This window comes from Streptomyces sp. Je 1-4 4N24, assembly GCF_026239515.1.
Taxonomy (GTDB): Bacteria; Actinomycetota; Actinomycetes; order Streptomycetales; family Streptomycetaceae; genus Streptomyces; species Streptomyces nigrescens.
Window position 1 is genome coordinate 466,200 of sequence record NZ_CP110836.1, and the last position, 21,216, is coordinate 487,415.

General features: G+C 73.5%; 20 protein-coding genes and 2 pseudogenes. 6 read left to right on the forward strand and 16 right to left on the reverse strand.

The window, feature by feature from the left end; all coding sequences use genetic code 11:
• Positions 1–537, reverse strand: a complete 537-nt coding sequence (locus tag SLV14N_RS02130; protein ID WP_263267764.1) for a (2Fe-2S)-binding protein — start codon at positions 535–537, stop codon at positions 1–3.
• A 144-nt stretch (positions 538–681) separates the two neighbouring features.
• Between SLV14N_RS02130 and SLV14N_RS02135 the strand changes: the two genes are divergently transcribed.
• From SLV14N_RS02135 to SLV14N_RS02145, 3 genes are all read left to right on the forward strand, one after another.
• A complete protein-coding gene (locus SLV14N_RS02135) occupies positions 682–1,140 on the forward strand; it encodes an Rrf2 family transcriptional regulator (protein WP_208679458.1) in 459 nt (152 codons plus the stop codon).
• 171 nt (positions 1,141–1,311) lie between these two features.
• Positions 1,312–2,667 carry an acyl-CoA dehydrogenase gene (locus SLV14N_RS02140; protein WP_263267765.1) on the forward strand — a complete coding sequence of 452 codons (1,356 nt, stop codon included), beginning with the start codon at positions 1,312–1,314 and terminating at the stop codon, positions 2,665–2,667.
• A gap of 231 nt (positions 2,668–2,898) precedes the next feature.
• Complete coding sequence (locus SLV14N_RS02145) at positions 2,899–3,366, forward strand: hypothetical protein (protein WP_208679460.1); 468 nt, start codon at positions 2,899–2,901, stop codon at positions 3,364–3,366.
• A 49-nt stretch (positions 3,367–3,415) separates the two neighbouring features.
• Here SLV14N_RS02145 and tgmB read toward each other — a convergent pair whose 3' ends face one another.
• The 7 genes and pseudogenes from tgmB to sigK form a co-directional block, all read right to left on the reverse strand.
• Positions 3,416–4,339 (reverse strand): ATP-grasp ribosomal peptide maturase, encoded by a 924-nt coding sequence (gene tgmB / locus SLV14N_RS02150; protein ID WP_208679461.1) that lies wholly within the window; start codon positions 4,337–4,339, stop codon positions 3,416–3,418.
• A 5-nt stretch (positions 4,340–4,344) separates the two neighbouring features.
• Positions 4,345–4,536 carry a putative ATP-grasp-modified RiPP gene (gene tgmA / locus SLV14N_RS02155; RefSeq protein WP_026169961.1) on the reverse strand — a complete coding sequence of 64 codons (192 nt, stop codon included), beginning with the start codon at positions 4,534–4,536 and terminating at the stop codon, positions 4,345–4,347.
• Positions 4,537–4,813: 277 nt separating this feature from the next.
• Entirely contained in the window at positions 4,814–5,524 is a 711-nt protein-coding gene (locus SLV14N_RS02160; RefSeq protein WP_263267767.1) for an alpha/beta hydrolase, read from the reverse strand.
• Positions 5,521–5,868 (reverse strand): annotated as a pseudogene (locus SLV14N_RS02165) (DUF1295 domain-containing protein); the annotation flags it as partial. The pseudogene SLV14N_RS02165 and the gene SLV14N_RS02160, both read right to left, overlap by 4 nt.
• 3 nt (positions 5,869–5,871) lie before the next feature.
• Positions 5,872–6,057, reverse strand: a pseudogene (locus SLV14N_RS02170) (amine oxidase); the annotation flags it as partial.
• Between the two features lie 232 nt (positions 6,058–6,289).
• A complete protein-coding gene (locus SLV14N_RS02175; RefSeq protein ID WP_208679463.1) occupies positions 6,290–7,042 on the reverse strand; it encodes an anti-sigma factor in 753 nt (250 codons plus the stop codon).
• A complete protein-coding gene (sigK, locus tag SLV14N_RS02180) occupies positions 7,039–7,626 on the reverse strand; it encodes an ECF RNA polymerase sigma factor SigK (RefSeq protein ID WP_208679464.1) in 588 nt (195 codons plus the stop codon). Before sigK ends, SLV14N_RS02175 begins: the two co-directional genes overlap by 4 nt.
• A gap of 226 nt (positions 7,627–7,852) precedes the next feature.
• Between sigK and SLV14N_RS02185 the strand changes: the two genes are divergently transcribed.
• Genes SLV14N_RS02185 through SLV14N_RS02195 form a run of 3 tightly spaced genes read left to right on the forward strand, consistent with a single transcriptional unit; the run spans position 7,853 to position 11,369 of the window.
• Positions 7,853–9,043 carry a lycopene cyclase family protein gene (locus SLV14N_RS02185; RefSeq protein WP_263267769.1) on the forward strand — a complete coding sequence of 397 codons (1,191 nt, stop codon included), beginning with the start codon at positions 7,853–7,855 and terminating at the stop codon, positions 9,041–9,043.
• A 41-nt stretch (positions 9,044–9,084) separates the two neighbouring features.
• Positions 9,085–9,813, forward strand: coding sequence for a class I SAM-dependent methyltransferase (locus SLV14N_RS02190; protein ID WP_263267771.1), 729 nt, complete (start codon positions 9,085–9,087; stop codon positions 9,811–9,813).
• Positions 9,810–11,369 carry an NAD(P)/FAD-dependent oxidoreductase gene (locus SLV14N_RS02195; RefSeq protein ID WP_263267772.1) on the forward strand — a complete coding sequence of 520 codons (1,560 nt, stop codon included), beginning with the start codon at positions 9,810–9,812 and terminating at the stop codon, positions 11,367–11,369. Before SLV14N_RS02190 ends, SLV14N_RS02195 begins: the two co-directional genes overlap by 4 nt.
• Before the next feature lie 54 nt (positions 11,370–11,423).
• Here the strand turns inward: SLV14N_RS02195 and SLV14N_RS02200 are convergent, their stop codons facing one another.
• The 8 genes from SLV14N_RS02200 to SLV14N_RS02235 form a co-directional block, all read right to left on the reverse strand.
• Positions 11,424–12,437, reverse strand: coding sequence for a Rieske (2Fe-2S) protein (locus SLV14N_RS02200; protein ID WP_263267774.1), 1,014 nt, complete (start codon positions 12,435–12,437; stop codon positions 11,424–11,426).
• A complete protein-coding gene (locus tag SLV14N_RS02205; RefSeq protein ID WP_263267775.1) occupies positions 12,434–13,423 on the reverse strand; it encodes a phytoene/squalene synthase family protein in 990 nt (329 codons plus the stop codon). Before SLV14N_RS02205 ends, SLV14N_RS02200 begins: the two co-directional genes overlap by 4 nt.
• The gene (crtI, locus tag SLV14N_RS02210; RefSeq protein WP_263267777.1) at positions 13,420–14,955 is read right to left on the reverse strand and encodes a phytoene desaturase family protein; all 1,536 of its coding nucleotides are present in this window, start codon (positions 14,953–14,955) and stop codon (positions 13,420–13,422) included. The genes SLV14N_RS02205 and crtI overlap by 4 nt, the downstream gene beginning before the upstream one ends.
• On the reverse strand, positions 14,952–16,238 hold the full coding sequence (locus SLV14N_RS02215) for a polyprenyl synthetase family protein (protein ID WP_208679471.1): 1,287 nt from the start codon (positions 16,236–16,238) through the stop codon (positions 14,952–14,954). Before SLV14N_RS02215 ends, crtI begins: the two co-directional genes overlap by 4 nt.
• 121 nt (positions 16,239–16,359) lie before the next feature.
• Entirely contained in the window at positions 16,360–17,589 is a 1,230-nt protein-coding gene (locus SLV14N_RS02220; RefSeq protein WP_263267779.1) for a beta-ketoacyl synthase, read from the reverse strand.
• Positions 17,589–17,852: an acyl carrier protein gene (locus tag SLV14N_RS02225; RefSeq protein ID WP_208679473.1), complete on the reverse strand. Its 264-nt coding sequence runs from the start codon at positions 17,850–17,852 to the stop codon at positions 17,589–17,591. Before SLV14N_RS02225 ends, SLV14N_RS02220 begins: the two co-directional genes overlap by 1 nt.
• A 359-nt stretch (positions 17,853–18,211) precedes the next feature.
• Entirely contained in the window at positions 18,212–19,834 is a 1,623-nt protein-coding gene (locus tag SLV14N_RS02230) for an MFS transporter (protein WP_259670063.1), read from the reverse strand.
• Positions 19,831–20,613, reverse strand: a complete 783-nt coding sequence (locus SLV14N_RS02235; RefSeq protein ID WP_208679474.1) for a thioesterase II family protein — start codon at positions 20,611–20,613, stop codon at positions 19,831–19,833. The genes SLV14N_RS02230 and SLV14N_RS02235 overlap by 4 nt, the downstream gene beginning before the upstream one ends.
• Between the last annotated feature and the right edge of the window lie 603 nt (positions 20,614–21,216).

The following is a 21,216-nucleotide window of genomic DNA, read 5'->3' on the forward strand; positions in this document are numbered from 1 at the left end:
TCACTGTCCTGTCTTCCGGTCCCGCATCTCGCGAATCGCGGAGCGGATATGGGGATAAGCCGCGCATCGGCAGATGTTGCCGCTCATCCACTCGGCGATCTCGCCGTCGGTCCCGGCATGCCCTTCCTTCAGCAGCGCCACGGCCGACATGATCTGTCCGGGTGTGCAGTACCCACACTGGAAGGCGTCGTGTTCGAGGAAGGCGCGTTGCATCGGGTGCAGCTCATCGCCCTCGGCGAGGCCCTCGATGGTGGTCACTTCCCGGCCTTCGCAGCTGATGGCCAGGGTCAGGCAGGACAGCACTCTGCGCCCGTCGACCCAGACCGTGCACGCCCCGCAGGTTCCCTGGTCACAGCCCTTTTTGGAACCGGTGAGGGCCATTTGCTCACGCAGCGCGTCCAGCAGGCTCACCCGTGGCTCCAGGTTCAGGACCCGGGAGACGCCATTGATGTCGAGGGCCACGTTCACGCTGCCTGGCCCGCGCGTCTCCAGGGTGGAGGGCTGGGTGACGGATATCGGCGCGCCTTTGTCTGCCACGACACTCACCTCGGAGTCGATGCCGTATGTCGAGCGTCCGTCCGGTCGTCCGGGCTCGCAACCGGACGGCTGAGGAGTGCCGGGCGACGGACGCCGGTGCACCCGGCGGATCCGCACCGTGTTCCTTACGGGATAATGCGGGGCATGCGGATCTCAGCCAGAGCGGACTATGCCGTGCGTGCCGCGCTGCAACTCGCTGGTGCCCGGGATGCGGCGCCGCTCAAGGCAGAGGCCATCGCCCAGGCCCAGGACATTCCGCATAAATTCCTCGAAGGCATCCTCAACGACATGCGCCGGGGCGGGCTGGTGCAGAGCCGGCGGGGCGGCAACGGCGGATACCGGCTGGCCAAGCCCGCGGAGGCGATCAGCATCGCGGATGTCATCCGGGTCGTGGACGGGCCGCTGGTGTCGGTACGCGGGGTCCGGCCGCCGGAGCTGTCCTACACCGGTCCCGCCCGGTCACTGCTGCCGCTGTGGATCGCGCTGCGGGCGAACGTCCGCGAGATCCTCGACGGCGTGTCACTGGCCGATGTCGCCTCCGCCGAGCTGCCGCCGCAGGTGGCGGAGCTGACCGAGAACCCCGATTCCTGGACGAATCCGTAGGGTCCCAGGGGTCGTGGCGGGCCGTCGGGCCACTCCCCCCCGGGGCGACGACGGTCCGGATGCCAAGACGAGGCTGTCCGCCCCTTGAACGCCCCTTGATCCGCCCGCAGTCCGGAAGCATTCTCTTCCCTATCAATCCAGTGGGAAAACTAGGGAAGCCAGGAGGTCGGCGTGCGCACACCGACGCGTTCCGTCCCGTCGGCCGGTGGCCCGTTGTCCACCCCCGCACCGGACGCAGCCGACCGGACGGGCCAGGCCACCACGCCCGAGAAGCCCCCCGCGCAGCTCGCTTCCCCGCAGGTCAAGCCCGGTGCCGACGAGGAGATCTGGCGGCGCGTCACCCATGAGGTCGCCGATGATCTCGCGGTCGACGCCCTCGCCCGGGACCGGGCGGGCAAGCCCCCGTTCGATGAGCTGGCCCGGCTGCGCGAGGCGGGGCTGCCCGCGCTGCTGACACCCCCCGGCCCCGCCCGGCGGGGCACCGACTGGCGCACCGCCTGCGCGGTCATCCGGGAGATCTCAGCAGCGGACGGTTCCATCGGCGAACTGCTGGGCCGCCACTATGCGTTGTCGTGGAGCGCACGGTTCTTCGGCACGCCGGAACGGGCCGACGGGCTCGAACGCCGGGCGAGCGCGGAGCAGTGGCTCTGGGGCGGCGGAATCGACCTGCCGGACACGGAGCCGGCGACCGGCCCCGATCTCACCCTCACCCCGTCCGGAGGCGGATACCTCCTCAACGGATGCCAGTCCTTCGCCGCGGGCGTGGCCGTCGCCGACCGGCTGGTGCTCGGCGCGGTGTGCACCGATACCGGCGAGTCGCTGGTGGTCTGCGTCGACCCGGCCCACCCGGGCGTGGCGGCCGACCCCGAGAACGACCGCCTCGGCCAGCGGCTCTCCGCGGCCGGCCGGATCAGCTTCGACGGTGTCCCGGTCCCCGCGGACCAGGTGCTCGGCGCGGTCCCGCACGATGAGCATGCGCTGGCGCCGTTCAGCACGCTCGCCCCGCTGGTGCTCCGGCTCGCCCTCGTCCACGTCAGCCTGGGGATCGCCGAAGGAGCGCTGGCCGAGGCGCGGGACATCACCCGAGCCGCACCGCGCAGCCGGCCGGTCACCGAGCGGGACGACGGTGCCTACCCGGACCGCCCGGGTGCGGACCCCTATCTCCTCCTCGCGTACGGGGAATTGGTGACCGAGGCCCACACCGCCGCGGCCGTGGTCGAGTCGGCGTCGGAGGCCCTGGCGAGGGGGCTGCTCGCGGGGCCGGAGCTCGGGGTCGACCAGCGCGCCGAGATCGCGGTTCTGGTCGCCGCCGCCGAGGCCGTCACCAGCCGCTCCGCGATGCACCTCACCACCCGCATCCTGGAACTCACCCAGGGCGCCGACTCCGCGGCCGACCCCTTGGGGTTCGACAGGTTCTGGCGCAACACACGCGTGCTGACGGCGCAGGCCTCCCCCACCCACCGGCTCCGTGACATCGGTGACCACTACCTGAACGGGACGCACCCGGCTCTGACGCTGCACGCCTGACCGCGGCTCGTACGGCGCGGCGGTGCGGCGCGGCAGTGCGGCGGTGCGGCGCGTCGCGCGGAGGTAAATCGCCGGGCCTGTCGGCGTAGCTTAGGGCGGATCGGCACCAGGGGCTGCTACATCTCGGGTGTTCATCCCGTAGCGGGGAAGCCCCCGTCGGTCCTGTGAGGTGGCGCCTTGTCAGAAAGCCGCAGCGTACCCGTGCAGCCGCCTGCCCGACGAGGGGAGCCGTTGCAGCGACTGCTGTTCGGCGGGGTGTACGGCTCGGTGCTCGCCAGCGCTCTGGCGGCGGCGCTGGGCCATGAAGGCAGGCCGCCGGACCCCGGCTACGACGCGCTGTGGGTGGCGCTTACGGCCGTGGCATCGGCCGCGGCACACGGCTACGCGCACTCCATCGCGCACCGGACGAGCGACGACACACAGGTCACCGCGAGCGCGGTGCGCTCGATGCTGTCGGAGTGGCCGCTGGTGGCCGCGATGCTGCCCACCATGGCCGCGCTGTTCGGCGCACACCTGGAGTGGTGGGGCGAGGAGAGCGCGATCGAGGTCGCGCTGGCCCTCAATCTGGTGGCACTGTTCGCTTGGGGGGTATGGGCGGCCCGCGTTGCGGAGCGGCGCTGGGGGGCGTCCTTTCGGGTCGGTGCTGTGGATGTGCTGATCGGTCTGCTCATCGTGATCGCGAACGTGTTGAGCAAATAGCCGGAAGGCGGCAGAAGTACGGGGGTGCCGGCCGACCGCCGCTCCGGGATCAGGGTTCCACGGCGAGCCAGGTGGCGATGGCCTGGGCGATGGGCTGGTCGGTCTCCAACTGGACGAAGCCGAACTGGCCGCCCTGGTTGCATTCCAGGAACCACCAGGCGCCGTCCGGGTCTTCGGCGAAATCAAAAGCACCGTAGGCAAGTTGAGCGGCACTCATATAGGAATTCACGCCTCGGTGGATGGCGTCGGGCACCTCGACGGGCTCCCAGGTGCCGTGGTGGGTGAAGCGGCTGTCCACTTCTTCCGGGTCGGCTTTCTTACGGGCGGCGAAGAGGTGGTCACCGACGCAGGTGAGCCGGATATCGGCCTCCTTGGGGATGTGCTGCTGGAGCAGGGTCGGCCCGGCCGCCACCCCCGAGAAGTCCGTGTCCGGGCTGATACGGGTGGTGGGCAGCACCATCGGAGGATCGCCGGGGTGCTTTCCGCTCACCGATTTCACCACCAGGTCCTGATGGGCGGCGGCGAACTGCCGGGCCATCGACGGGAACGTGGTGAGCAGGGTGGCGGGCACGAGAAAGCCGCTCCGGTGGGCGAGACGGAGCTGCCAGGGTTTGTAGCGCGCCTGCGCGGACGCCACGGGATGGTTCATCCAGCGCGCCTGAGTGGAGGTCAGCATGCCGTAGAGCGCCTGCTCGGCCTCGATGGTGATCCAGGCGGACTGTTCCGCGGTGCGTGCCCCGGGGGTACCGGGCCGGCGGACCCATACCGAGCGCAGACTGCTCAGGCTCACCATGCGTTCGCCGGATTTCAGGTATCCGTGGAAGTCGCCCCCCGTGTACTCCGCCGACAGGGAGACCCTCCCGGGCAGGTCGGCGGGGTCGAGGCGGACGAGCGGGACACCGAGGTCCTGCAGCGTCGACACCACGATGTCCGCCGTCAAATCTTCCTCGCAGGTCAGGACCAGGACGGTCATGGCGTTCAGTCGTCGAAGTGGGTCTTGGAGCCGGCGGTGGAGGCGGTGGTGCCAGTGGCGAGCAGTACGGCCCGGCTGCAGGTCGCCGGTCGCCCGTCCGGCAGGACGTTGAGTTGCCGCGTGGCGTCGTAGCTGTACGGCGTACTGGTCGATGACTTCGCCGCCGGACGGGCGTAGCTCAACGCAAACGGTCGCATTCCATCTCCTTCAAAGACCGGTTTCCGAGCCCTTGGCACGGGGCAAGGGTGGAAAGCCCCTACTTATGACTCTGCACGGAAGACGCGACAATCTGGTCAGTTAGTTGCCTCTTTTGCTCGTTTCCAGTGTTCCTCTTGACTGAAAAGCGGTGAGCGCGTACGCACTGTCTCCGTCTTGTGCCACCGAGTAGGCAAACGGGCCCGGAAACGCCTCATGCCCCGCCCGAACGGGCGGGGCTGACAGCACGTCATGGGACCTGTGTGCCGTCCGGGCGGCTTACGCCGGGCGCATCCCGTCGGCCGCTTCGGGCAAGGGCGTGCCGTCCAGGAGGGCGGCGACGAGGTCCACGGTCAGCCGGTGCCAGTGACGAGCGCCACGCAGCATGGTGTGTCCGCCGCGCGGCATGGCGACGGTGTGGGCCCGGGCCCCCGCCTGCCGGGCGCGGTCGGCGAGGAGCCAGGAGCCTTCGGCGTCGGTGACCCGGTCGTCCGCGTCGTGCAGCAGCACCAGGGTCCGGTCGCGCAGATGGGCGACGGGTTCGTCGGGCGGGCACCACGGGGCGAGGGCGACGATGCCGCGGACCGCCGGATGGCCGCCGGTGAGCAGGGCGGCCCGGCCGCCCATGGAGTGGCCGACGAGCACGACCGGTAGGTCCGCGGCCCGCGCGGCCAGCTCGTCGAGGGCCTGACGGGCGTCCAAGGCGGCGTCCGCCCGCGGCCCGTTCCACCCCCGGCAGCGGTAGCGCACCGACGCGAGCAGCACCTCCCGCCCGCGCAGGGCCCGGGACACCGCGGATCCGAAGGGCCGCATCCGCAGCGCGGGGAGGTTGAGCCGCGGCGGCGGGCCGGGACCGTCGGCCCGCCCTCCGTGCAGCAGGAGCACCGCCGCCCGCGGAGTGTCCGGGCCGCGGTGGACCACCAGCGCCCGGTGCGGGACCCGTCGTCCGCCGCTGCCGGGGCCGATGGTCCGGGCCGGTCCTGTCGTCATGGGCGGGGGTCCTCCGTGTGGGGGCGTCGACGGGGTGGCAGCGGCACGAAACCGCTGGTGCGGGCCCGGTAGGCGGCGTAGCCGGGGCGGTCGGCCAGATGGTTCTCCAGCAGCCGTTTGCCACTGCCGTACATCAGCAGCAAGGACATCACCAGTAGTGAGACCACGGCAAGCGCGGCGCTCTGCGCGGTGCCGCAGGCCAGCAGGAACAGTCCCCACCACACGAGGAAGTCACCGAAATAGTTGGGGTGCCGGGTCCAGCCCCACAGTCCGCGGTCCATGACCCGGCCGCGGTGCGCCGGATCGGCCTTGAAGCGGGCGAGCTGGAAGTCCCCGAGGCTCTGGGTGTCCAGCCGTTGCAGCCGGTTCATGTGGTAGCTGACCTGCACCTCGTCCGCCGGAGCGGTGCAGGAGGCCATCAGGTAGTTCCACGAGGCGCGCGCCCCGCGGGCCCGCGGCAGCAGGGCGGTGTCGCTGTGGAGCACGGTGGTGTTGCGCGAGTAGGGGAACGCGCTCAGGACCTGCCGTTCGTCGTTGATCCGTCGACGCTCCACGGTCATGTCCCTCCTCGCGTCGGGGCGGGCCGCGTTGCGGTTGCGGCGGCCCGCTCAGGAGGGATTCGGTGCCCGGGGCGGCGCGGATTGGTCGTGATGTTCCGAACCGCAATGCGGGGCGGTGGGCTCCGGTGCCCGGGTATGCCGAGCCGGCCGCCGGCCCGTGGTGGGGCCGGCGGCCGGCGGTGTCAGCCGCGGTGGGTGCCGGGGATCAGACCCGGAGGACGGCCAGCGGCGGGGTGGTGGGCCGGCTGGAGCCGCCCGCGGGTTCCGCCGTGACACCGACCCCGTCCGCGCCCTCGGGCCCGCCGGTCAGCAGCATCGCGCCGGAGGAGCTGCCGGTCTCGACGAGCCCGGCGGGCTCCATGGCGCCGTTGCGGCTGTACCAGAGTTCGTACACCCGCTGACCGGACAGCTTCGGCAGGCCGTGGTAGAGGAAGGCGGTCTGCCCCCTCCGCTTGGAGGCGACGACCGTTCCGCTGCCGCCGCCCTTGAGCGCCGTGGTGTGGAAGGTGGCGTCCGGGGCGGCCATCAGGGCGCTGACCGCGGCCGCTTGCTGCTCGGCGCGGGCCGTACGGTCCCGCTGCTGGGCGGCATCGTTCCGGGCGGTGACGGCCAGTCCGCCGGCGATCGCGGCGACGACCAGGCAGGCGGCGGCCGCGAGATAGGGCAGCCGGTGCCGCAGTCCCCGGCGCAGCGGAACCACGGTCGCGGTCGCATGGCGCCCCCTCGGCGGCAGCTGCCGGACCTCGGGCAGGGCGGCCATCACCCGGGTGCGCAGACCGGCCGGGGGCACCTCGGCCACGGCCAGGGCCAGCCGGGCCGCGGTCTCCTGCAGTTCCCGCACCTCCCAGGTGCAGGCCTGACACTGCGCCAGGTGGCGGGTGAACTCGGCGGACTCCTGCTCGGACAGCGCGCCCAGTGCGTAGGCGCCGGTCAGTGTGTGCAGATCGACGGTGCTCATGCCGACACCCCCAGGCAGTCGCGGAGCCGGATGAGACCGTCCCGCAGTCGTGTCTTGACCGTGCCCAGCGCCGCGCCCAACAGGTCGGCGGTCTCCCGGTAGGTGTAGCCGCGGTAGTAGGCGAGGGTCACCGACTCCCGTTGCAGATCGGTCAGTTGCGCCAGACAGCGGCGCACCTGCTCACGCTCCAGGCGCCGCTCGACCTGCTCGCTGACCTCGTCGAAGGGGGCGGTGTAGGCCCCCACCCCGGCCCGCTGGTCACGGTCGGCCGCCGCCTGGACGGAGCGCACCCGGTCCACCGCGCGACGGTGCGCCAGCGTCATGATCCAGGCCATGGCACTGCCCTGCCGTGCGTCGAAGCGGGCCGCGGACCGCCACACCTCGATCAGCACCTCCTGCGCGACCTCCTCGGACTGCGCCGGATCCCGTACCACCCGGCGCACCAGGCCCAGTACGGAGCCGGCCACCGCCGTGTAGAGATGCTCGAACGCGTACTGGTCGCCGCGGGAGACGCGGTCGAGCAGTGATTCCAGAGCACCGGTATGGGGCGCTGGGGACCGGTCGCCGCGGGCTGCGACGGGCATGGACACCTCCGGACTGTGACGTGGTCATCCGTGATTCGGCGCCGTGCGACACCTGGATTGGTCGGGAGAGGATTCTCGCGGACACCCCGTCGGGCACCGCACCCGGGTCGGCCACCCCGGTTCGTACGCCACGGGACCCCCGATTCCCGCGCGTCGGATACCGCCTGACGGGCCGGGACTGCGCAAGGATCACCGCGGGGGCATCGAGGCAGCGAGAGGACTGGGCGTGCTGGACGCGGATGCCGTCATCGTGGGCGCGGGTGCGGCCGGGCTGTCGCTCGCCTACCGGCTGTGTGCACCGGCTGCCGACGGGCGGCCGCTGCGGGTGGTGCTCGTCGGCGCACCGCCCGGACCGCTCACCCCCCAGGAGCGGACCTGGTGTTACTGGGAGGCACCGGGCGGCGCGTTCGACGACGCCCTGACCGCGTCATGGGAAAGGCTGCGGGTGCACGGGCCCGGCGGTGAGGCGACGGCGGGGCGGCCCGAGCCCTTCCGGTACAAGATGCTGCGGTCGCGTGACTTCGAGGCGCTGGTGGACGCCCGGCTCGCGGGACAGGATGCCGTGGTCCGGGCCGAGGCGACGGTGGAGTCCGTACGGGACGTGTCCGGCGGGGCCGAGGTGCGGGGGCGCGACGCGACGGGGCGGCCGGTGGCCCTCCGGGCCCGCTGGGTCTTCGACTCCCGGCCGGCAGGGCGGCTCCCTCCGGCGCGGACCACCCTCCAGCAGCACTTCCGCGGCTGGTTCGTCCGCACCCGGCGCCCGGAGTTCGATCCCACGACCGCGGATCTGATGGACTTCCGTACCCCGCAGCCCGGCCACGGCCTGTCCTTCGGGTACGTCCTGCCGCTCAGCGACTGTGCCGCGCTGGTGGAGTACACGGAGTTCTCCCGCCGGACCGTGGACACCGCCGTCTACGAACGGGCCTTGCGCCACTACACCGGGCAGGTGCTGCGGCTGGGCGCGTTCCGCATCACCGCCGCCGAGCAGGGCGCGATCCCGATGACCGACGGCCGCTTTCCGCGCCGGGCGGGCCGCGCGGTGTTCCGCATCGGGACCGCGGGGGGCGCCACCCGTCCGTCGACCGGATACACCTTCGCTTCCGTACAACGGCAGACCGCGCTCATCGCGGCCGCGCTGCTGGCCGGCCGGCCACCGGTCACGCCTCCCCCGCACACCGCCTGGCACCGGGCCATGGACGCCGTGCTGCTGCGTGCGCTGGACAGCGGCCGGGTGGACGGCGCCGAGTTCTTCACCGGGCTGTTCCGCACGGTGCCGATGGAGCGGCTGCTGCGGTTTCTCGACGGCCGCTCCCGTCTGTGGGAGGACGTCACCATCGGTCTGCGCACCCCGGTGCTGCCCATGCTCCGCACCGTCGCCGAACTCCCGCTGCTGCCACGCCGCACCGCCGTGCGGTGACCCCGCCCGCTCATCCGCCCCGGACCGGAGGAGAGACATCCATGGCACTGCTGCACGACGGCGAGCTGTCCGCCGCCTTCGACCACGCGTCCCGCACCTATGACCGGCTGGTCGCGGTGAACCCCGGCTACCACGGCCAACTACGCCGCTCCGTCGGGCGGTTGGGGCTTCCCGATGAAGGCCGTGGACTGCGCGTGCTGGATCTCGGGTGCGGCACCGGCGCCTCGACGGCGGCGCTGCTCGCCCTCGCACCGCACGCCGAGATCGTCGCCGTCGACGCCTCGGCCGGCATGCTGGCGCGCGCCGCCGCCAAGCCCTGGCCGCGCGGGGTCTCCTTCGTGCACGCGCCGGTGGAACGACTGGCCGACGCCGGGGTGACCGGTGGCTTCGACGCCGTCTTCGCCGCGTACCTCTTCCGCAATGTCACGGACCCGGATGCGGTCCTGGGGGCGGTACGGGAGGCGCTGACGCCGGGCGGGCGGCTGGCGGTTCATGAGTACACCCTGACCGGCGGTGCGGTGCCGCGTGCCGTGTGGGCGGCGGTGTGTACCGGAATCCTGCGGCCGGCCGGGCGGCTCGTGGGGGACGCCGGGCTGTACCGCCATCTGTGGCGCAGTGTCCTCGCGTTCGACACCGCCGCGGAGTTCACCGGGCGGCTGCGCCGGGCGGGCTTCCGGCAGGTGCGGGCCCTGCCGCTGCCCGGCTGGCAGACCGGCATCACCCACACCTTCGTCGCGGCCACGGCCGGCGCCTTTGAGGAGGGGGCGTGACACCTCGACGCGACAGCGGCGGGGCCGCGCGGCGCGGACGCGACCGGCGGGCCCGGACGGTGCCGGGGCCGCCGGGGCGGGAGCGGGCGGCGGACGGCGGTCCGGAGGTGGCGGTGATCGGCGGCGGTATCGCGGGCCTCTCCGCCGCGACCGCGCTGGCCGAGCGCGGGGTGCGGGTGACCCTGTACGAACGTGCCGGGGTCCTCGGCGGACGGCTGGCGGGCTGGCCCGTGCGGCTCGCCGACGGCTCGACGGCGACCATGAGCCGCGGGTTCCATGCGTTCTTTCCGCAGTACTACAACCTGCGGGGGCTGCTGCGCCGGGTCGACCCGGGGCTGGGGATGCTCAGACGGCTGCCCGACTACCCGCTGCACCACCGGTCGGGCATGCGGGACAGCTTCGCGCGGGTGCCCCGGACACCGCCCTGGAGCGCACTGGGCTTTGTGGCGCTCAGCCCCACCTTCACCTGGCGGGACCTGGTGCGGATGCGCCCCGGCGCCGCCCTGCCCCTGCTGGACGTACGGGTGCCGCAGGTCTATCAGCGGCTGGACCGCATCAGCGCCTGGGACTTCCTCTCCCGTATCCGCTTTCCCGAGGCCGCGCGTCATCTCGCGTTCGAGGTGTTCTCCCGGAGCTTCTTCGCGGACCCGCGGGAACTGTCCGCCGCGGAGCTGGTGCTGATGTTCCACATCTATTTCCTCGGCTCCAGTGAAGGGCTGCTGTTCGATGTGCCCGACGAGCCGTTCCCGCAGGCGCTGTGGCACCCCCTCGGCCGGTATCTCGCGGGGCACGGCGTCCACCTGTGCACGGACACGGAGGTGACGCAGGTCGAGCCGGTGGCGGGCGGTGGGGTACACGTCGCCGGGGAGGGCGCGGACCGCCGGTTCGACGCGGTGGTGCTCGCGCTTGACCCGGGCGGACTGCGCCGTCTCGTCACCGCCTCACCCGAGTTGGGGGACGCGGCCTGGCGGGCGCGGATCGGGCGGCTGCGGACCGCGCCGCCCTTTCTGGTGTCCCGGCTCTGGCTGGAGCGGCGGGTCTGCGCCGACCGGCCCGGCTTCCTGGGCACCAGCGGATTCGGCTCACTGGACAATGTCAGCGTGCTGGAGCGCTGGGAAGGCGAGGCGGCCCGCTGGTCCGCCCGCAACGGCGGCTCGGTGCTCGAACTGCACGCCTACGCCGTCGCCCCGGGAGCCGATCGGGAGCGCGAACAGGGCCGTCTCGTAAGCCAGTTGAGCGCCGTCTACCCGGAGACCCGTGGCGTCAGGATCATCGACCGGCGTCATGAGTGGCGCGCGGACTGTCCGCTGTTCCCGGTGGGCGGCTTCGACGACCGGCCCACCGTGTACACCCCCGACCCCCGGGTGGTGGTCGCGGGCGACACGGTGCGGACCTCGTTCCCGGTGGCGCTGATGGAGCGGGCCGCGACGACCGGGTTCCTCGCGGCCAATGCGCTGCTGGCGCGCTGGGGCGTACGCGGCCAGACTTTGTGGACCGTGCCGGACCGGGGGCGGTCGGCGGCCCTGCGGTGGGCGGCCCGGCGGGCCGAGTGGTGACCGGGGCGCGCCACCCGGCCCCCCACCGGCACGACCCCCGGCCGCCGGCCCGTGTCATCCCGGATGGCGTCCGCTGCTGCGCAGTTCCCAGCGGCGCTCGGCATAGGCCAGATCGTCCCGCCACAGCCGTCGCGCGGCGGCACGCATCAGCGGACGCAGGGCGGGCGCGGCCGCACGCGCCAGGGCGAATCCGGGGCGCCGGGAGGTGGCGACGATCGCTTCGACGACCGCGGTGCGCGGGCGACCCCGGTCGTCCGGGCCCAGGGGCGTGGCATGGGTTTCCACCACGGACCCCTGCCCCTCGCCTGCCAGGATGCGCATCACCACCGTACGGGGCCCGGGGGCGGTGAACAGCGCCGTGACCGGCACCACCGCGCGTCCGGCGACCTTGAAGGAGACCTCGACGGTGAGGCCGTCGGACGGTTTCCCCCCGTGCTCCGCCGGGGTGTCGAGCACGGTGAGGTCGACGAAGGAGTAGGGGTGGAACCAGGCACCGTGCCAGGGATCGAGGCGGTTGGCCACCACGTCCTCGGGTTCACAGCCGCCGGTGGCGGTGTAGACGGTGGCGACGGCTCCCGCCGCCTTCGGCCGGGCGGGGAGCAGGGGCTGTGGCAGCGGACGTTCGCCGCCCGCCTCGTCGAGCCGTACCCAGGCCAGCAGTCCGTCGTCGTGGGCAGGGAAGGGCTCCCAGCCGGCGAACGGGGCACCGTCCAGGGCGAGTCCGTGCCACCGGCAGCGGAGGATGCCACAGCGCACGGGCCCCTGAGCGAGGGGCGCGCCGAGGTGCGGGCACGCCCCGGGGCCGGCGACCAGGCGCCCTGCGGCGTCCCGCCAGGCGACCACCTCGACCCCGGCGACGGTACGGCCGACGGCACGGTCCGCGCCGATGTCGCGGGCCGCGCCGAGGACGAACCAGTTGCCGGACGGCCGCGCGAGTGCGGCCTTGACGGCCTCGGCGATGCGCGCGGGTTTTGCGTCGCGCCAGGTGGGGCGCTGGTGATCCCAGGGCTCGGGTCTGCGGCGCAGCCGGAGCGGAAGGCGCGGGGGACGGCGGGCCTCCTGGGTCACGGTGTTTCCTCCTGCGCACAGTGCGGCACTCCGCCACGCCGCACACCGGGCGGCCGGGCGGTGGCGTGAGCGGCGGCGAGACGGGCCAGTCCGCCGAGGGCGGTGGCCGCGCGGCGCCGGCGGGAGACCACGGCGCGGCGGTGCAGCACGGCGTACCCGTCGTCGCGCACGGCGTCGAGGATGGCGCCGTAGAGGACGAACGCGGTGCGGATGCACGGGCGAGAGACCGGGTCGAGCATGGCGAGGCCGGGTGCCGCCTCGCGGTAGACACCGCGGGTGAGCTCGGCGGCCGCCGCCAGGGCCGCGGTGATCCGCGGGTCAGGGAGGCCGGTGTCGCGGCTCCACCGGAGCAGTGCGCGGTCGACGCCGTGCGCCGCGAGCAGGTCGGCAGGGAGGTAGACGCGGCCCCGGTCGAGGTCTTCGCCGACATCGCGCAGGAAGTTGGTGAGCTGGAAGGCGATACCGAGGGCCGCGGCGTGCGGCACGGCTTCCTCCTGCGGTACGACGGTGCCGAGCACCGGCAGCATCTGCAGCCCCATCACCGCGGCGGAGCCGTGCATATAGCGCCGCAGATCCGCGTAGGTCGGATAGTCCGTCACCGTCAGATCGCTGCGCATGGACGTCATGAAGTCCGCGAAGTGCCGGTGGTCGATGCCGTACACGGCGGCGGTGTGTGCCACCGCGCGCACCACCGGCTCGGCGCTCGCGCCACCCCGCAAGCCGTCGTCGAGGCAGTGCTGGAGGGCGTCGAGCGCGCGTGCGCGGTCCGCGGTGGTGTGACCGGTGGCGGGGTCGTCGACGATGTCGTCGGCCCAGCGGGCGAAGCCGTACAGGGCGTGTACGGCCGGCCGGCGTCCCGCGGGCAGCAGCCGGGTGGCGAGGAAGTAGGTCTTGCCGTGCCGGGCGTTGAGCCGGCGGCAGTGGGCGTAGGCCTCGCGGAGCCGGGGGTCGGTGACGCCTGCGGCGTCCAGTTCGCGTGCGGTCATGCCGGGATGCCTCTCGTGGCGGGGCGGGACGAACCGGCGGTGGAGCGAGGGGACCGCAGGCCGGTGATCCGGGCCGCGGCGAGCTTGCCGGAGATCAGGACGGTGGGGACGCCGACGCCCGGGGTGGTGCCACAGCCCGCCAGTACGGCGTTCTCCGTGCCGCGTACGAGGTTGCGGGGGCGGAAGGGACCGGTCTGCGCAAAGGTGTGTGCGGCCGAGAACGGCGTCCCGGCGGCGAGCCCCTGTGCGGTCCAGTCGGCCGGGGTGACCATGCGGTACTCCTCGATGGCGGCGCCGATGCCGGTGAGGCCCCGGCGTTCGAGGACGGCGAGCAGGCTGTCGCGGTACCGGGGGGCGAGGTCGCGCCACTCCCCCGCCCCGGGGCCGGTGTCGGTGTTGGGGCAGGGCGCCAGGATGTAGTGCAAGTGGCGCCCCGGCGGCGCGAGTTGCGGGTCGGACGCGGTGGGGCGGGTGAGCAGCAGGGAGGGGTCGCTCATCAGCTGACCGGTGCGGGTGAGTTCCTCGAAGGTCCGCTCCCAGGCGGCGCCGAAGGAGATCGTGTGGTGCGCCAGACGCGGCCAGGTCCGGTCGGTGCCGGCGTGCAGGATCACCGCGGACGGCGCATGGCGGAGCCGGACCGGGCGGCGGGGCCGCCGGCCGAGCAGCCGGTGGACGACCGGCAGGTCGGGGGTGAGCACCACCGCGTCACAGGGGATGCGCTCGTGCGCGGTGACCACCGCCGTGATCCGGTCGCCGGTGCGTTCCAGCCGGGTGACGTGGTGGCCGTAGCGGAAGGCGGCACCGGCGTCGGCGGCCGCGTCCGCCATCGCCCGGGGCAGGGCGTACATGCCGCCGCGGGGGAAGTACACCCCGGCGACGGTGTCCATGTAGGCGATGACGGCGTAGGCGGCCAGGGCGCGCGCGGGCGGGACCCCGGCATACAGCGCCTGGAAGGAGAAGACCCGGCGCAGCCGGGCGTCGGGCAGGAAGCGGCCGATCCGGTCGTCGAGCCGGCCGAATCCGCCGAGTGCGGCGAGGCGGACCAGGTCCGGGTGCATCAGCTGCAGCGGTGAGTCGAAGTTGGTGTCGATGAAGCGGTGGCGCTGGACCGCGTACAGCTGCTGCAGCCAGCGGCGCAGCCGCCGGTAGCCGTCGGCGGCCCGGGGCCCGGCGAACCGTTCGACCTCGGCCTCCATGGCCTCCGCGTCGGTGTGGACGTCCAGCTCGCTGCCGTCGGCGAACTGGGCGCGGTACGCCGGGTGCAGGGCCCGCAGCTCCAGCCGGTCGGTGAGCCGTTCGCCGACCGCGGCGAACGCCTCATCGATGAGGTCCGGCATGGTCAGCACGGTCGGGCCGGTGTCGATGCGGTAGCCGTGGCTCTCGATCCGGCCGGCCCGGCCGCCGGGCAGCGTCGCACGCTCGACGACCGTCACCCGCCGGCCGGCGCCGAGCAGATGCAGCGCGGCGGACAGCCCGGAGAGACCGGCGCCGACCACCACCACGTGGTCGGTGGGGCCCTTGACGGTTCTCATACGGTGCCCCTTTCGGCCACCCCGGCGGGTACGGACGAGGTGACTCCGTCGGGTGCCGGGCGCCGGACGGTGGCGGTGCGGAGGCCGGCGACGGAAGCGAAGAGGCTGCGCAGCCGGGCGGCCGCGGTGGGTTCCAGGGCGGCCGCGGCCAGATGGCGGATGCTGCGCGCGACCAGCCGGTGGATGCGCAGTTCGACGAGGTCGAGGGCACCGGTGGCGACGAGGACGGCGCGTACCCGCTCCAGATCCGCGGCGTCCAGTTCGCTGTCGCCGACACAGCGGTCGAGGAGCTTGAGGGCGGCCCGGTCACCGCACTCCATGGCGCGGGCCCGGCCGACCGCCAGCAGATAGGTGAGCTTGCCCTCCCGGATGTCGCCGCCGGACGGTTTGCCGGTCCGGTCCTGGTCCCCGAACACCCCCAACAGGTCGTCCTGGAACTGGAAGGCGACCCCGGCACAGCGGCCGGCAGCACACAGGGCCCGGGTGGTGTCCTCATCAGCACCGGCCAGGGCCGCGCCGAGCGCGAGCGGCCGCTCCACCGAGTAGCGCGCGCTCTTGAGGTACGCGGTACGGACGGCCAGCGCCGCGGAACGGGAGCCGGCGATCTGGCCGTACAGGTCGAGATACTGGCCGGCCACCATTTCCATCCGCATCGCCCGCCAGATGTTCCGCACTCGCGGACCGGTCTCCGCGCCGAGTTCCGCACCGGCGACCGTGTCATCCGCCCAGGCGAGGGCGAGATCACCGGCGAGTACGGCGGCGGAGGTGCCGAACCGCCCGGCCGCTTCCGCGGTGCCCGGCGTCGCGTACTGGCCGGCGAATTCGGCGTGGACCGCGGGTCTGCCGCGGCGCAGCGGTGACCGGTCCATCGCGTCGTCGTGGATGAGCGCACAGGTCTGGATGAGTTCGACGGCGGCGGACACCCGGAGTGCCGGCTCCACGGCACAGGCGCCCGGCCGGTCCTCGCAGGACCGAAGCCCCCACCACAGGAACTGGGAGCGGGTGCGCTTGCCCCCTTCCAGGGTGAAGCGCGCGACCCGCGCGGCCACATCCCGTGCGAAGGTGCCCTCGATCTCGGCCGCCCGCGCGACCTGCTCCCCGAGGACGCCGACGAGCATCCGGCCCACGGCGGCCGGCACATCCGCATCGACGGTGTCCGGCCCGAGGCCGCCTGAGCAGATGTCGGCACGGCCCGGAAGGACGTTCCCGGACGGGCAGCCGGACGGCGGCGGGCCGGCATCGCGCAGCGCGAGGGGGGCGGTTGCCCCGGTACGACGGCGCATCGTGATTCCTCTCGTCCGCGTCGGTCGGCGGAGGTCGGAGCGGCCCGCGGAGGTCCGTCGGCGACGCTCGGCGGGCTCGTGGTGCCCGGTCACTGCGGCCGTACACGGCCCGGCCCGCGGGTCAGGCGGACCGGAAGACAAGGGCGGCGTTCTGGCCGCCGAAGCCGAAGGACGTGCTGGCGGCGGCGGACAGGGGCGTCTGGCGGGGTGCCTTGGCCACGATGTCCAGGTCGATATCGAGGTCGGGGTCCTCGTGGTTGGCGGTGGGCGGGATGGTGTCCTGTTGGAGGCTCATGACCGTGACGGCCGCCTCGATGGCGCCCGCCGCGCCGATGGCGTGGCCGAGCGCGCCCTTGAGGGAGGTGACGGCGGGGGGCTCGGCGAAGACGGTGTGCAGGGCCCTGGCTTCCGCCAGGTCGTTCAGGCGGGTTCCGGTGCCGTGCGCATTGATGTGGTCGATGTCCCCGGGCGCCAGGCCTGCGTCGGCCAGGGCGGCGGTGAGGGCGGCCGCGGCGCCCCGGCCCTCGGGGTCGGGAGCGGCGTAGTGGAACGCGTCGCAGCTCGCCCCGTAACCGACCAGCTGCGCGCGCGGACTCGCACCGCGGGCGCGGGCGTGCTCGGGGCGTTCCAGCACCAGGACGGCGGCGCCTTCGGAGAGGACGAAACCGTCGCGTGCGGCGTCGAAGGGCCGGCCGGCGCCCGCCGGGTCCTCCGTACGCCGGGACAGTGCGCCCATGCGGTGGAAGCAGGCCGCGGGGATGGGGTGGCGGGCGGATTCCGCGCCGCCGGCCAGCACGAGGTCGCAGGTTCCGGCGCGCAGCAGGTCGCGGGCGATGCCGAGGGCGCTGCTGCCGGAGGCGCAGGCGGTGGAGACCGCGAAGTTGGGCCCGGTGGCCGTCAGGTCGAGGGCGATCTCGGCGGCCGCCATGTTGGGCACGCTGCGGGTGATGGCGAGGGGCGAGATGTCCAGCGGGCGGCCGGCCGCGAGCTTGGCGAACTCGGTGACATAGCGTTCCATGCTTCCGGTGCCCGTACCCATGACCACTCCGACGCGCGAGGCGTCCCACTCGGTGGGGTTGAGGCCGGCGTCGGCGACGGCGTGCCGGGCGGCGAGGAGGGCCATGGCGACGAACCGGTCCAGCCGCCAGGCGGCTTTCCGGCCGACCAGGCGTGCGGTGTCGAAGTCGGGCACCTGGCAGGAGATGTCCACCGGCAGCCCCACGAGCCCCGGGTCCCGGGTGGCGGTGGACCGGCCGGTGAGCAGGGTGTCCCAGGTGGCCCGTGCGCCGATCCCGGCCGGGCTGATGATGCCCAGCCCGGTGACGGCGACCTCACGGCACTGACCGGGCATCAGCTGCTGCTGTTCGGCGCGGTGGTCAGGGCCTTGTCGGCCGTACCGCTGTCCATCAGCGCGGCGAGTTCGCCGATGGTCGTCCGCAGCGGAACGTCGTCCAGGGAGATCCCGGTGCGCTCCTGCAGCATCAGGCCCATCTCGACGAGCGCGAGGGAGTCCAGGCCCAGGTCCTCGAAGGTGCGCTCGGGGGTGACCTCGGCGGGGTCGAGGTCGAAGGTCTCGGTGAGGGTGCTGGTGATCAGCTCTGCACTGGTGGGCACGGGTGACTCCTTCGGTTGGGGTGGTGGTGCCGGCCGCCGCCGTGGGCGGGGCGCTGTCCGGGCGCGAGCGTGCCTGCCTGGGTGCACCTCCCAGCGGAGCTGGGGGAGCGTCGCGAGCCAGACGGGACTTTGCGGACACCCTCCAGGGACCGCGGACAGGAACCGCGGGTCCGCGCCGCAGGAGCCCGGGGCACCGTGGGATGTGCGGGTGCGGACGGGGCGTTCATCGTGGCTCCAGGCGGGCGGGGGCGGCCGGCACCGGGGGCCGGTGCGCAGGGGTCGTTCTCGCGCTCTACTGTCGCCGACCGTGTCCCCGGGCCAGGGTCATGAAGGCACCTCCGAACGAGTGACTTATCGCTCTATAGCGCCGGACGCTCTTCTTCCCTGGGCGTCGGCTGCGGTCCACGGAGCCGGGCACGGCCGTCGGATGACGCACCGTGGGGGCGGTCCGGCCGGCCGAGCCAGCGGGCGGCGGCCGCGGCGGTGAGCAGGGTGACGACTCCGGCGACGATGGCGGTCAGCGTCATGGCGTCCGTGAAGGCTCTTCGTGCGGCGGACAGCACGCTGCTGCGCAACGGGCCGGGCAGGCGCATGGCCTGTGCGGGGACGGACAGCATGCTGTGCCGGGCCGCCGCGGCCACCGGCGCAGGGGCGTGCAGATCGGTGAGGGAGGTGGAGAGCCGGGAGGTGAAGACGGCCGCGAGCAGGGAGCCCTGGACCGCCACCCCGAGGGCGGAGCCGACCTGGCGGGTGGCGTCGTTGATGGCCGAGCCGAGTCCGGCTCTTTCGGTGGCGACCGAGCCCATCACCGATTCGGTGGCCGCTGCCGCCACCAGTCCGGCGCCGACGCCCGCCACCAGCTGGAAGGCCGCGCAGTGCGGGTAGTCGGAGTCGGGGGTGGTGGTCGCCAGGATGGCGAAACCGGCCGACACCAGGGCCAGACCGCCCACGACGGGGATCCGGCCGCCCAGCCGTGCCCGTACGGGTACGGCACACACCGCGCCGAGGGCCAGTCCGGCGGGCAGGGGCAGCGTCCGCACTCCGGCCTGCCAGGGGCTGAAGCCCAGCACCCCCTGGAGGTAGAGGGTCAGCACGAACAGCGCCCCGAACATGGCGAAGGACATCAGCGCCAGGGCCGCCGCGGCCACCCCGATGGCCGGCACCCGCAGCAGGGACAACGGGAGCATCGGTGCGGGCGCGTGCAGCTGCCGGCGGACGAAGGCGGCGAGCAGCAGGGCGGCGGCGGCGAATCCGGTCAGGGCGGCCGGGCTGGTCCAGCCGCGGTGCGGGCTCTCGGTGATCGACCACACCAGGACCAGCAGCCCCGCGGCGGACAGGGCGGCACCGGGCACATCGAAGCCGGCCCGCCGCCGCGCATGGGACTCGGGCACCAGGAGCAGGGCCAGGACGATGATGACGGCGGCCGGCGGCAGATTGATCCAGAAGGCGGCGCGCCAGGAGAAGTGCTCCACCAGCCAGCCACCGATGACCGGACCGCACAGGCCGCCCATGCCGCCGACCGCTGCCCACGCGGCGATCGCCCGGCTGCGCAACTGGGCCTCGGGGAACAGATGGTGGAGGACCGCCAGCGTCGCCGGCATCAGCAACGCGGCCCCGGCCCCCATGGTGCAGCGCGCGGCGATCACCTGCCAGGGCTGCGCGGCCACCGCGCCGCCCAGCGAGGCCCCCGCACAGACCGCCACACCGCAGACGAAGGAACGCCGTCGGCCCCAGGCGTCGGTGAAGGCCCCCACGGCCAGCACCGTTCCGCCCAGGACCAGGGCGTAGCCGTCGACGATCCACTGGACCTGCGCGGTGGAGGTGTTGAGTCCGCCCTGCAGGTCGGGCACCGCGACATTGAGGACCGTCAGATCCAGGCCGAGCATGAACAGGCCCAGGCACACCACGGCGGCCGCTCCCACGCGGCGCCCGGGTGCGACCGGCGTGCGGTCCGGCGTGCGGTCCGGCGCGTCGGCCGTCATGCCGTCGCCACGGGGCGGTTGAGGGCGGCGTCGAGAGTGCCGGCGAGATGGCCGACCAGTGCTTTCGTCTCCGTCTGCAGGTAGGTGTGCCCGCCGGGGAAGAGCTGGGTCGGGGCCGGTGTGGTGACCAGGTCGTTCCATGCCTGGAGGTCCTGCACGCTGGTGACGGGGTCGTGTTCACCGCCGTAGAGGGCCAAGGGCACGTCGAGGGGCGGCTCGGGGCGGTGCCGGTAGTGCAGGAGCAGCAGACAGTCGGCCAGCAGCGGGGTGCAGGCAGCGGCCATCAGGCGGGCGTCGGCGAGCAGTTGGTCGGGGATCGGGCCGACGAGTTCGCGGATGCCTTCCAGCCCGGCGGTCAGCCGCGGCGGCAGGCCCGCGCTGTAGGCGTCGATATGCGGGGCCGACAGTGAGGACATCGCCAGCAGCGAGGGCAGCCGGCCGTGGGTGCGCCGCAGATGGCGGGTCGCCTCGTAGGCCAGCAGCGCGCCCGCGCTGTGTCCGAAGACCGCGAACGGGCGGGGGTCGGTCCAGTCGTCGAGTACCGCGGCAAGCCGGGCGCTCAGATACGCGGGGTCGGTCAGCGAGGGTTCCGCGGCGCGTGTGCCACGGCCGGGCAGCGCCACGGAACACGGCTCGACCCAGGGCGGCAGCAACGGCGCCCAGCGCAGATAGCAGTCCGGGCCGGCCCCGGCGGGCGGCACACAATACAGGCGCAGCGCCGCCTGCGGACGGGCAGCCAGCACGACACGCTCCGGCACCGCCGACGCCGCTACCGTCACCGACGTCGACCCTTCTGTGAAACCGACACCCACGACCCACGCCCTTCGCCTCGCGCTCCACTGGTTCAGGCTCCGCCCTGGCACAGCCGGCCGCCCCGAACGGGCCGCGTGCAGCCGTTCGCGCCCGGGGCGTCCCGGCCGAGCGGCCGGCCGACGGGGTACGGAAACCTCCGGCCGGACACAGGACCGGTGCCCACGCCGACCCTGCCCTCCCCCGCCCTCTCACTCCACACACCACGCAAGGCGCCGCCCCCCTCTGACACCAACGGCGGCAGCCGGGCCCGGTCGTCAAACTCCCGCCCGCCCCGCGGCGTCTGTCGAGTGCGACGGGACCCCGGTCACGGAATGCCGCGAGACCGGCCGGTCGCGCGGCGGCCGTGGCGAGGGTGCGTGTCGGGCGTCCTCACTCCTGCTCGGAACCGGCCGACACCCCGATGGGCTCCGGCGTGGCCGGACTACCGGCAATTCTCCTAGTTCCGTCCCCTCGGCCTTGTCGGCCTCCAACGGTGCGGTGAAGCTGTCGGTCGGGCGAGGGTTCGTCCCGGTGGGAAGGCTGCCGCTGACGCGGGCACCGCAGCCCCGATGTCCGGAAGGCCGATCGTC